Raw genomic sequence first — 11,560 nt, forward strand, 5'->3', positions numbered from 1 at the left:
TCGCCGGCCGATCGCATGCCAGCAGCGCCGCGCCGATGCTGGTGCCGGTGGCGGCCTCCGACGCAACCACGGCGCGCGCCGTGGCTGCCGCCAGCATGCCGACAAAGAGCCGGTTGCGGGCAAAGGGGCCTTCGACCGTGGTCGGGCCGTCGGCACCGATCAAGTCGAGGCAGGTCGCCGTCATCAGGGCCAGATAGAATGAGATGGCGGCAAAGCGCTGGCCTTTGTTGATGCCGTCGGCGTTGAGCCATGCCGCGGCATGGTGCGGGAACGGCCCCGAACCTTGCTGGGTCGACGGCAGCAGCAGCATCTTTCGCGCCAGCACGGCGCCGACATCATCCTCGGTCCACGGCTCCGGCTGATCCTTTGTCAGCACCGAAAACTCGCGGCCACCCATGAAGCGCGCAGAGGGAACGGGATCGCCGAGCGCGTTGACATTGACCAGCGTGTCGCGCGCCGCATCCAGCACAATCTGCTTGCCGCCGACCGCCATCGACACCACCCAGGTGCCGGTCGAGACCACCGAGAAAGGCGGTTTGTCGGACAGCAGATGCGGCAGCAGCGACGCGTTGGAATCATGCAGACCGCAGAACACCGGCGTTTGCGGATCGAGTCCGGTTCGCACCGCAACAGCGGGCAGGATCGGGCCGAGGCGGTCCCCGGCTGGCCGCACCGGCGCCGTCAGGCTTCGCCACTCCAGCCTCTCGACCAGGGATGAAAAATCCGCTGTCCACGGGTTCCACAGGTCGGTGTGGCAGCCGAGCGAGGTGACCTCGTTGGCGGCGATGCCGGTCAGGCGCAAGGCCCAGTATTGCGGGTACATCAGCAGCGCCGCGGCCCTGGCGAATTCCGCCGGGAAGCTCTTCTGCTGCCAGAAGAATTGTGCTCCGAGATTGAGGCCGAGCGGCAGGCGCGGCGTGCCGGTCTCGGCAAAAGGCGGGCGGATCGCGTCGTAATCCTCGGCCATCCCGTCGGGGCCGTCGAACTCATAGTCGAGCACCGGCAGCACCAGTTCACCCGCCGCGTCGACCAGCACGCCGGTCGCGCCATGGGTGGTGATCGAAATGGCGTCGATGCGCTGTTCGCGGTTGAGGCCGGCAAGGCTTTCGAGGATGAATGCCCACAAGGCCTCGACATCGTGATGTGGGTAAGGCGCCTGCCGCACCGGCGCATTCGCCATGCGGCGCAGCGCCACCTCGCTCAACGCAGCGAGGTCGACCAGCGCCACCTTGGCGTTGGTCTTGCCTATGTCGATGACGGCGATGTGGCGCATCGCAGTCATGCCATATGGAACATTGTTTCCAGCTTCACGGCCACCGGCTCGTTGTCCGGCCTGGTTTCCATGATGTCGGCCATGTGGGCCCACCAGCGCTGCATCACCGAATGCCCGGGCAATTCGTCCATGCGGTGGTCGTCTTGCCGCCACAGCACACCGAACAGGATATTGGTCTCCTCGTCGAGATGGATGGAATAATCGGAGACGCCGGCCTGCTTCAGCAGCGCGACCAGCGACGGCCAGATCTCGTCATGGCGCTTCTTGTACTCTGCCTTCATGCCGGGCTTCAGCTTCATCTTGAACGCGTATTTCTCGGCCATCAACGCCCTCCGCGCAGCCGCCGCCAGACGATCGGCAAGGCGATGACGATGATCAGCAGCAGGCCGATGAAGATCGACATGACGATGCCCGGCACATTGAGCAGGCCGAGCCCGAAGGTCACCAGCCCCATGATGAAGGCGGCGAGCACGACGCCCAGAATGCTGCCGGCGCCACCGAGGATGCTGACGCCGCCGAGCACCACCATGGTGATGACTTCGAGTTCATAACCCTGCGCGATCGAGGGCCGCGTCGAACCGAGGCGCGAGGTGATCAGCACCGAGGCGATGCCCGACATCAGCCCGGTCAGGCAAAACAGGATGAACTTGGTGCGGCCGACGCGCACGCCGGAAAATTGCGCAGCGACCGGATTGTTGCCGATGGCGAAGACGCGTCGGCCGAAACTCGTGCGGTGCAAGAGGAACCAGTAGACGACAGCCGCGATCAGGAACAGCACCAGCTCGAACGACACCACCCACCAGACATAGCCCTGGCCGAAGAAGGCGAAGCTTGAGGGATAGCCTTTGTAGGCCTGGTCGCCGAGGATGATGAAGGCGATGCCGCGAAACAGGCTCATCGTGCCGATGGTGACGACGATCGAGGGCAGGCCGAGCCTTGTCACCAGCAGACCGTTGAAGGCGCCGCAGCCGAGCCCGACAACGATGCCGATTGCCACCAGCACTGGCGTGCCGGCGCCGGCCTGCACCGCCATGCCCATCATGGTCGACGCCAGCGCAATGATGGCGGCCACCGACAGATCGATCTCGCCCGAGATGATCAGCAGCGCCATGGCGAAGGCGATCAGGCCCTTCTCGGTGAAATTGAAGGTCAGATCGGACAGCGAGTACGGATCGAGGAAATAGGGCGAGGCGAAGCTGTTGATGGCGAAGATGGCGACGGCCACCACGACCAGCAGCGCTTCCCAGGAAAAGATCGCCGAACGCAGCGGCTTGTCGAGCCGGTCGGGAATGTGGCGCGGGGCAGGGCTGTCGGTCACGCCTCCACCTTTCTGAGGATGATGCGGCCTTGCTGGCGCTCGCCGCGCGCATTGAGCACGACGGCCAGAATGATTGCGCTGCCCGAAATCGCCATCTGCCAGAAGGGTGAGATGTTGATGACCGGCAGCGCGTTGGAGATGATGCCGAGGAACAGCGCCCCTAATACCGCGCCGCCGACCGAGCCGATGCCGCCGGCGATCGAGATGCCGCCGATGACGCAGGCGGCGATGATGTTGAGCTCATAGCCATTGGCGACCTCGACCGAGGCGATCACGTAGCGCGAGATCCAGAGATAGCCCGACAGGCCGCCAATCATGCCGGAGATGCAGAAGACGATGAATTTCGTCCGGCCGACATCGATGCCGGCATAGACCGACGCCGTCGGGTTGACGCCGATTGCGTAGATCGAGCGGCCGAGCGCGGTGCGTGTCATCACAACGAAGAACAGCGCAATGACCAGGATGGCGATCCACGACAGCACCGGAATGCCGAGGAAGGCCGCGCGCTGGAAGCCGATGAACTCCGGGCTCATCTTGTCGGCATTGACCCAGGCACCGCCGGACAGGACGAAGGTGGCGCCGCGATAGATGGTCAGCGTGCCCAACGTCACCACGATCGAGGGGATGTTCAGCCGCCAGACCAAAAGGCCGTTGATGGCGCCGAGCACCAGGCCGACGACCAGCGCAATGACGATCAGCAGCGGGATCGGGATCGCCGGATGCGCGGCGTTCAGCATCGCCACCACCATGCCGGTGAAGCAGAGGTTGGACGCCATCGACAGGTCGATCGACCGGGTCAGGATGACCACCATCTGGCCAAGCGCCAGGATCATCAGGATCGAGGTGTCGTTGAACACCTGACGCAGATTGGCCGGATCGGCGAAGGCCGGAAAACGCGTCGAGATCAGCCCGATCAAGACGATGATGGCAGCAGCCAGCCAGATTTCGCGGTATTTGAGGAAAGCCTTCATGCCGCGATCCCCGCTGCCGTCCGAACCAGCGTCTCGGCGTCCAGCCCCTTGTTGTCGTAGACCGCCGCGACTAGCCCCTCGCGCATGACCACGACACGGTCGGACATGCCGAGGATTTCGGGCAGCTCGGACGACACCATGATCACCGACAGGCCTTGCGCCACCAACTCGGCCATGAAGCCGTGCACGGCGGCCTTCGAGCCGATGTCGATGCCCTTGGTCGGCTCGTCCAGGATGATCACCTTGGGCGACGTCGCCAGCCATTTGGCGATGACGATCTTCTGCTGGTTGCCGCCCGACAGCGTGCCGACATCCTGGCTGAGCGAAGAGGCCCTGAGGTCGAGTCGCTCGGTGTAGGAGCGGGCCAGATCGAACTCCTCCGACAGCCGCAGCAGGCCGGATTTCGACGTGCGCTTGAGCGAAGGCAGCGAGACGTTATGGAAGATCGGCAGGCCGATCACCACGCCTTGCTTGCCGCGTTCTTCCGGTACGTAGACGATGCCGGCATCGATCGAATCCGCAGCCGATTTCGGCGCGATCGTCTTGCCTTCCAGCGTGATCGTGCCGGCTGAGGTGCGGGTGATGCCCGATATCGCCTGCATCACCTCGCTGCGGCCGGCGCCGACAAGGCCGTAAAAGCCGAGGATCTCGCCCTTGTGCAGTTCGAAGCCGATATCGTTGAATTCGGTCGGATGCGACAGGCCGGAAACGGAGAGCACCGGTGCGCCGATCTCGGCCTTGCGCTGCGGGAAGATGTGATCGACCGCGCGGCCGACCATCAGGCGCACGATCTGGCTCTGGCCGGCATCCTTGATCAGGCCTTCGCCGACCATCTCGCCATCGCGGAACACCGTGTAGCGGTCGGCGATGCGGTAGATCTCGTCGAACTTGTGGCTGATGAACAGGATCGCCTTGCCATCGCTCTTGAGGAATTCGATCAGCAAAAAGAGCTCCTCGATCTCCTTCATGGAAAGCGCGGCGGTCGGCTCGTCCATGATGACGATCTGCGCGTCGATCGACATGGCACGCGCAACCGCGACCAGATGCTTGTTGGCGATGCCGAGGTCCTTCAGCCGCGCGTCGGCGTCGATATGGCCGGCATGCATGGTGTCCAGCACTTCGCGCGCATTCTTGCGCATCGTGCGCCAGTCGATGGTGCCGAAACGCGTGCGTGGCGCGTGGCCGAGAAAGATGTTTTCGGCGACGCTCAGATCGTCGAACAGCACGGTTTCCTGGTGGATGGCGGTGACGCCATGGCCGAAGGCGGCATGCGCGCTGGGCAGGGTGACGGCGTGGCCGTCTATGCTGATCGTGCCCCCGTCGGGCTGGTAGATGCCGGTCATGATCTTGACCAGCGTCGACTTGCCGGCGCCGTTCTCGCCGATCAGCGCTGTCACCTGGCCCGGATAGAGCGACAGGCTGACATTGTGCAACGCGCGCACGCCGGGAAAGCTCTTGGAGATGCCGGACAGCGTCAGGCGTGGAGCCGGGGCCGGAGGCCGCTCCTTCACCGCGCCGTGTTGGGCTGTCGTGTCCATAGTCGTATCAAGCCCTGAAACAAGGTTCGTTTAAAGCCGCGGCGGGACGTGAGCCCCGCCGCGTCAGCTCTAGAGAACTCCAGATCAATAGATCTTGGAAAACTTTTCGATGTTCGACTTGTCGAACTGGAAGGGCGGAGCCATTGCAGCCGAGTTGGTGTCGTCGAGCGTGACCTTGCCGACGCGGCCGATCGACAGCGTGGCGCCGGGCTTGGCCTCTTCCTTCTTCACCGCCAGATCATGGGCGAGGTAGACGGCCGAGTAGCCGAGGTCGATCGGGTTCCACAGGGCAACCGCCTGGCTGGAACCGTTGTCGATGAACTTCTTGAACTCGGACGGCAGTGCGAGACCAGTGACATTGACCTTGCCGATCAGGTTCTCGTCGGTGACGACCTGGGCGGCGGCAACGACGCCGACGGTGGTCGGCGCGATGATCGCCTTCAGGTTCGGATAGGACTTCAACAGGCCCTTGGCTTCGTCGGTGCTCTTGGCCGAATCGTCATCGCCGTAGACGGTGGCGACGAGTTTGATCTTGGGGAACTTCTCCGGCAGGATCTTCTTGGCCGCGTCGATCCAGGCGTTCTGGTTGGTCGCGGTCGAGGAGGCCGACAGGATGGCGACCTCGCCGCCTTCCGGCAGGTGGTCGGCGGCGAGCTTGATGATGGTCTCGCCGATCAGGCCGGTGTCGGACGGGTTGAGGTGAAGCTGGCGACCTTCCTTGGCGACGCCCGAATCCCACGAGATGACGGTGATGCCGCGTTCCATGGCCTTCTTCAGCACCGGCACCAGAGCGTCGGCGTCATTGGCCGAAATGGCGATGGCGTTGACCTTCTGCGCGATCAGCGAATTGACCACTTCGATCTGCGCTTCGGCGGTCGCCTTGGTCGGGCCGGTGTAGATGATGTCGACATCGCCGAGTTCCTTGGCCGCCTCTTCGGCGCCCTTGTTGGCGGCATCGAAGAAGCCGTTGCCGAGCGACTTCACCACCAGCGCGATCTTGACGTTTTCGGCATAGGCGGCATTCACGAACATGGCGGCCGAGAATGCAGCCGTCACCATCAATTTCTTCAAGAAGCTCATCGAATTTCCTCCCTTGAGCGTTGCATTCCATCGCCGCTGCGAGCGCGAGTTGGCCTCAGGCCTGCAGTGAAGATTCTTCCTTGTTGGTTGCGGATGTGCGGGCGACGATCAGCGTCACGCCGGCGGTCTCCAGCATCTTGGCTTCACGATCGTCGATGCCGTCATCGGTGATGACGGTGGCGATGCGCGACAGGCCGCACAGGATGAGGCTGGAGCGTTTGCGGAATTTCGAGGAATCGACCAGCACCACCAACTCGTCGGCCTGGTCGATCAGTTTCTGCTCCGCCTGGATCAAGAGCGGATCGCCCTCCATCAGGCCGAGCGGCCCCAGACCCTGCGCACCCATGAACATGCGGCGCGCATAGAAATTGCGCGTCACGTCGTTGTCGAAGGGCGACAGGATGATGTTCTGCTCGCGATAAATGGTGCCGCCCGACAGCATCACCGTATTCTTGGAATGCTTGAGCAAATGCTCGGCGATGGGGAACGAATTGGTGAAGATCGGCATGCGGCGGCCGGTCAGGAAATGCACCATCTGGAAGGTGGTGGTGCCGCCATTGATGATGATCGGTTCGCCGTCGTTGCACAGCTCGACCGCTTCACGCGCAATCGCCCGCTTCTGCGAGGCGTTGATGGTTTCGTTGACGGAAAAGGGCCGGCCGGCCAGCCCGATGAACTGCGGCGGCGAGATTGCCTCGGCGCCGCCGCGCACGCGGCGCAGGCGCTTCTGGACGTGGAGAGCCGCGATATCGCGCCGGATCGTCGCCTCGGAGGACTCCGTCAGGTCGACCATCTCCTGCACCGTCACCACAGGCTTTTCCTGGACGGCGGACAGAATGATCCTGTGGCGCTCTTTTTCGTGCATGGTTCCTCCCTGCCCGGGCATCTAGGCACCCAAAACGCGCAGTGTCAATCATTTCCGATCATATAATTTCATTGTGCAGTGCAGTATGATCGATATTGATCGTTTGTGATTGACAAGCCGAGCGCTTCCGTGGAAATTCGGGGCCAAATGGCCGCGCCTTCTGCGTGCCTTCGGGAGGATTTCTTATGCTCGACAAGCGCACCGGCGCGCGCCTCGCCAATCTGTGGGACGAGGCCAAGGCTCACGCCATGAGCGGGCCGGAACTTCTGGTCTACCGTTCGAACACACTTGGTTCCGACAAGCGGGTCACCAACTATGGCGGCGGCAACACGTCGTCGAAGATCTGGCAGAAAGACCCGCTCACCGGCGAGGATGTCGAAGTGCTGTGGGTCAAGGGATCGGGCGGCGACAGCGCCTCGATCAAGCTGGACGGCTTTGCCACGCTCTACATGGACAAGCTGCGCGCGCTCAAAGGCCTCTATCGCGGCGTCGAGCACGAAGACGAGATGGTCGGCTTCCTGCCGCACTGCACCTTCAACCTCAATCCGCGTGCGGCTTCGATCGACACGCCGCTGCATGCCTACGTGCCGAAGCCCTTTGTCGACCACATGCATCCCGATGCCATCATCGCCATTGCCGCGGCGAAGGATTCGAAGGCGCTGACGAAAGAAATCTTCGGCGAGGCCATCGGCTGGCTGCCGTGGAAGCGCCCTGGCTTCGAACTTGGCCTGTGGCTGGAGAAATTCTGCCTCGAACACCCAGCCGCCAAGGGCGTCATCCTGGAAAGCCACGGCCTGTTCACCTGGGGCGACACCCCCAGGGAATGCTACGAGACGACGATCTCAGTGATCAACCAGGCGATCGAATGGTTCGAGCGCCGCTCCGAGGGTGTCGCTATCTTCGGCGGTGAAGCGGTCAAGTCGCTCGACGCCACTGAGCGCCGTGCCATCGCGGCCAAACTGATGCCGAGGATTCGCGGCCTGATCTCGGAAAGGAGCCACAAAACAGGCCATTTCGACGATTCCACTGCTGTGCTCGAATTCGTCAACTCCAGGGATCTGCGCCCGCTGGCGGCACTCGGCACCTCATGCCCCGACCATTTCCTGCGCACCAAGATCCGCCCGCTGGTCATCGAATTCGATCCGGCAAAGCCCGATGTCGATGCCGTCATCGCGCGTCTTGCCGACGACATCGCCGAATATCGCGTTGGCTACCAGGCCTATTACGACAGCTGCAAGCATCCGGACTCGCCCGCCATCCGCGATCCCAATGCCGTCGTCTACCTGATGCCCGGCGTCGGCATGTTCACCTTCGCCGGCGACAAGGCGACGGCGCGCATCTCGGGCGAATTCTATGTCAACGCCATCAACGTCATGCGCGGCGCCTCCACCGTGTCGTCTTATGTCGGCCTGCCTGCACAGGAAGCCTTCGACATCGAGTACTGGCTGCTCGAAGACCTGAAGCTGCAGCGTATGCCGAAGCCGAAGTCGCTTGCCGGCCAGATCGCCCTGGTCACGGGTGGCGCCGGCGGCATCGGCCGCGCCACGGCCAACCGCCTGCTGCGCGAAGGCGCCTGCGTGGTGCTGGCCGACATCGACGAGACAGCACTGGCCAGCGCCAATGACGAACTGGCGAAAGTCTACGGCAGGGACTTCGTGCGGCCGGTGCTGATCAATGTCACCTCGGAGGAGCAGGTCATTTCGGGCTTTGCCGAGACAGCGGTCGAGTTCGGCGGCATCGACATTCTGGTATCGAATGCAGGGCTGGCCTCCTCGGCGCCGATCGAGGAGACGACGCTGGCGCTGTGGAACAAGAACATGGACATCCTGTCGACCGGTTATTTCCTGGTCTCGCGGGAAGCGTTCCGGCTGTTCCGCGCGCAGAAGATTGGCGGCAACGTCGTCTTCGTCGCCTCCAAGAACGGCCTTGCCGCATCGCCGAACGCCGCCGCCTATTGCACCGCCAAGGCTGCCGAGATCCATCTCGCCCGCTGCCTGGCGCTGGAGGGCGCGGAGGCGCAGATCAGGGTCAATGTCGTCAACCCGGACGCGGTGCTGCGCGGCTCGAAGATCTGGACCGGCGAGTGGAAGGAACAGCGCGCCGCCGCCTACAAGATGTCGACCGACGATCTGGAGGAGCACTATCGCTCGCGTTCGATGCTGAAGCGCTCGGTCTTCCCGGAAGACATCGCAGAGGCGATCTATTTCCTGGCGTCCGACATGTCGGCCAAGTCGACCGGCAACATCATCAATGTCGACGCGGGCAACGCCCAGTCGTTCACGCGCTGAGCGGAGGGGACGATGGAACACATCATCTCCGCCGACCTCGTCGACAAGGACAACGCCGCGCGCAAGGCAAACCTCGAGCGCGACTACGCCTCGCTCGGCGAGCGGCTCGACCGTCGCGGCATCGCCATCGACGCTATCAGAGACAAGGTCGAGAAATTCGCGGTGGCGATCCCGTCCTGGGGCGTCGGCACCGGCGGCACGCGCTTTGCCCGCTTTCCCGGTGCCGGCGAGCCACGCGATATCTTCGACAAGATCGAGGATTGCGCCGTCATCCAGCAATTGACGCAGGCGACGCCGACCGTTTCCCTGCACATTCCGTGGGACAAGGCCGATCCGAACCGGCTGAAGCAAGCGGCCTCGCGCTTTGGCCTCGGCTTCGACGCCATGAACTCCAACACCTTTTCCGACGCCAAGGACCAGAAGCTCTCCTACAAATTCGGCTCGCTGTCGCATGCCGACGCCGGCACGCGCCGGCAAGCGGTCGAGCACAATCTCGAATGCATCGAGATCGGCAAGACGCTCGGCTCCAAGGCGCTGACGGTGTGGATCGGCGACGGTTCGAACTTTCCCGGCCAGGTCAATTTCGCCAAGGCATTCGAGCGCTATCTCGACGCCATGAAAGAGGTCTACGCCGGACTGCCCGCCGACTGGAAGCTGTTCAGCGAGCACAAGATGTACGAGCCGGCCTTCTATTCCACCGTCGTGCAGGACTGGGGCACCAACTACATGATCGCGCAGGAGCTGGGCGACAAGGCGTTCTGTCTCGTCGACCTCGGCCACCATGCCCCAAACGTCAACATCGAGATGATCGTGTCGCGGCTGATCCAGTTCAAAAAACTCGGCGGCTTCCACTTCAACGATTCGAAATATGGCGACGACGATCTCGATGCCGGTTCGATCGATCCTTACCGGCTGTTTCTCGTCTTCAACGAACTGGTCGACGCCGAACTTTCCGGCGCCGAGGGGTTCGACCCGGCCCACATGCTCGACCAGAGCCACAACGTCACCGATCCGATCGAAAGCCTGATGCTATCGGCGGTCGAGGTGCAGCGCGCCTATGCGCAGGCGCTGCTGGTCGACCGCAAGGCGTTGGAAGATTTTCAGGATAGCAATGACGCGCTGATGGCGACGCAGACGCTGAAAGCGGCCTACCGCACCGATGTCGAGCCGATCCTCGCCATGGCGCGGCTGAAGACCGGCGGCGCCATCGACCCGGTCGCCGCCTATCGAGCGGCGGGTTACCGCGCCAAGGTTGCAGCGGAACGCCCTGCAGTCGCTGGCGGTTCGGGCGGCATTTTCTGAGGCCGAGCCGGCCCCCTCATCCGGCCGCTTTGCGGCCACCGCCCTCCGGGCGTTCGTTGTTCGAAAAGCCAAGCAGTTGGCTTTTCGCCCGCTGCGCGGACCACGCCTCACCCCCGCAGGGAGAAGAGACTGGCGTCAGCGCTGACACCTCCTCTCCCCTCGGGGAGAGGTCGGATTGCCCCGAATTGCCCTTCGCAATTCGGTTGGCAATCCGGGTGAGGGGGCTCTTTCTCGTGCTCCCTTAATTGTTAGTGGACTCGATCCGTCCAACACGGTCTTCTAGGCATCCCCCCGCCCGGAGAACCGCCATGCCTCTCAACCGTCGGACACTGATCGCCGCCAGTCTTTCCATCACCTTTGTCCTGGCGCCGTTGACGAGTGTCTTCGCCGCCTCGCCGGCGCCGGCCAAGGGCGAGCACGGCATGGTGGTGACGGCCCAGCATCTGGCGTCCGAAGTCGGCATCGAGGTGTTGAAGAAGGGCGGCAATGCTGTCGACGCGGCGGTTGCCGTCGGCTATGCGCTCGCCGTCGTCTACCCCAATGCCGGCAATATCGGCGGCGGCGGCTTCATGACCATCCGCTTCAAGGACGGCAAATCGACCTTTCTCGATTTCCGCGAGCGGGCGCCGCTGGCGGCGACAAAAACCATGTATCTCGACAAGGACGGCAACCCGGTGAAGGGCGCCAGCCTCGACGGCTATCTCGCCGTCGGCGTACCGGGCTCTGTGGCTGGCTTCGAGATGGCCCGTGAAAAATACGGCAAATTGTCCCGCCAGGATCTGATGGCGCCGGCAATCGGCTACGCCAAGGACGGGTTCATCCTCAACCAGGGCGACGCTGCCTCGTTTGCCGGCAGTGCCGACAGGCTGGCGAAGGACCCCGCGGCCGCCGCCATATTCCTGAAACCCGACGGCAAGCCCTATGG

Annotated in this window: 10 protein-coding genes; 3 read left to right on the forward strand and 7 right to left on the reverse strand. The window is 63.3% G+C overall.

Annotated features, from left to right (window positions below; translation table 11 throughout):
• The 7 genes from EN994_RS04935 to EN994_RS04965 form a co-directional block, all read right to left on the reverse strand.
• On the reverse strand, positions 1–1,282 hold a 1,282-nt coding region (locus EN994_RS04935; RefSeq protein ID WP_127307417.1), incomplete at its 3' end, for an FGGY-family carbohydrate kinase.
• Positions 1,279–1,596 (reverse strand): L-rhamnose mutarotase, encoded by a 318-nt coding sequence (gene rhaM, locus EN994_RS04940; RefSeq protein WP_024503130.1) that lies wholly within the window; start codon positions 1,594–1,596, stop codon positions 1,279–1,281. The genes EN994_RS04935 and rhaM, both read right to left, overlap by 4 nt.
• On the reverse strand, positions 1,596–2,591 hold the full coding sequence (locus EN994_RS04945; RefSeq protein ID WP_063170032.1) for an ABC transporter permease: 996 nt from the start codon (positions 2,589–2,591) through the stop codon (positions 1,596–1,598). Before EN994_RS04945 ends, rhaM begins: the two co-directional genes overlap by 1 nt.
• The gene (locus EN994_RS04950; RefSeq protein WP_013533601.1) at positions 2,588–3,562 is read right to left on the reverse strand and encodes an ABC transporter permease; all 975 of its coding nucleotides are present in this window, start codon (positions 3,560–3,562) and stop codon (positions 2,588–2,590) included. The genes EN994_RS04945 and EN994_RS04950 overlap by 4 nt, the downstream gene beginning before the upstream one ends.
• Entirely contained in the window at positions 3,559–5,100 is a 1,542-nt protein-coding gene (locus EN994_RS04955) for a sugar ABC transporter ATP-binding protein (protein ID WP_063170033.1), read from the reverse strand. Before EN994_RS04955 ends, EN994_RS04950 begins: the two co-directional genes overlap by 4 nt.
• A gap of 84 nt (positions 5,101–5,184) precedes the next feature.
• The gene (gene rhaS / locus EN994_RS04960) at positions 5,185–6,180 is read right to left on the reverse strand and encodes a rhamnose ABC transporter substrate-binding protein (RefSeq protein WP_013533599.1); all 996 of its coding nucleotides are present in this window, start codon (positions 6,178–6,180) and stop codon (positions 5,185–5,187) included.
• 55 nt (positions 6,181–6,235) lie between these two features.
• Positions 6,236–7,045, reverse strand: coding sequence for a DeoR/GlpR family DNA-binding transcription regulator (locus EN994_RS04965; RefSeq protein WP_063170034.1), 810 nt, complete (start codon positions 7,043–7,045; stop codon positions 6,236–6,238).
• A gap of 185 nt (positions 7,046–7,230) precedes the next feature.
• Between EN994_RS04965 and EN994_RS04970 the strand changes: the two genes are divergently transcribed.
• The 3 genes from EN994_RS04970 to EN994_RS04980 all read left to right on the forward strand — a co-directional run.
• Positions 7,231–9,333, forward strand: a complete 2,103-nt coding sequence (locus EN994_RS04970) for a bifunctional rhamnulose-1-phosphate aldolase/short-chain dehydrogenase (protein WP_027161700.1) — start codon at positions 7,231–7,233, stop codon at positions 9,331–9,333.
• Positions 9,334–9,345: 12 nt separating this feature from the next.
• A complete protein-coding gene (gene rhaI / locus EN994_RS04975; protein ID WP_127307418.1) occupies positions 9,346–10,635 on the forward strand; it encodes an L-rhamnose catabolism isomerase in 1,290 nt (429 codons plus the stop codon).
• Positions 10,636–10,943: 308 nt separating this feature from the next.
• Positions 10,944–11,560 (forward strand): gamma-glutamyltransferase (locus tag EN994_RS04980; protein ID WP_206530373.1); only part of this gene is annotated, 617 nt, incomplete at its 3' end.

This window comes from Mesorhizobium sp. M7A.F.Ca.CA.002.09.1.1 (assembly GCF_003998555.1).
Taxonomy (GTDB): domain Bacteria; phylum Pseudomonadota; class Alphaproteobacteria; order Rhizobiales; family Rhizobiaceae; genus Mesorhizobium; species Mesorhizobium ciceri.

Coding starts and splice junctions, on each gene's coding strand:
- rhaM (WP_024503130.1), bottom strand. CDS start 1,596: ATGGCCGAGAAATACGCGTTCAAGATGAAGCTGAAGCCCGGCATGAAG.
- EN994_RS04950 (WP_013533601.1), bottom strand. CDS start 3,562: ATGAAGGCTTTCCTCAAATACCGCGAAATCTGGCTGGCTGCTGCCATC.
- EN994_RS04955 (WP_063170033.1), bottom strand. CDS start 5,100: ATGGACACGACAGCCCAACACGGCGCGGTGAAGGAGCGGCCTCCGGCC.
- rhaS (WP_013533599.1), bottom strand. CDS start 6,180: ATGAGCTTCTTGAAGAAATTGATGGTGACGGCTGCATTCTCGGCCGCC.
- EN994_RS04965 (WP_063170034.1), bottom strand. CDS start 7,045: ATGCACGAAAAAGAGCGCCACAGGATCATTCTGTCCGCCGTCCAGGAA.
- EN994_RS04970 (WP_027161700.1), top strand. CDS start 7,231: ATGCTCGACAAGCGCACCGGCGCGCGCCTCGCCAATCTGTGGGACGAG.
- rhaI (WP_127307418.1), top strand. CDS start 9,346: ATGGAACACATCATCTCCGCCGACCTCGTCGACAAGGACAACGCCGCG.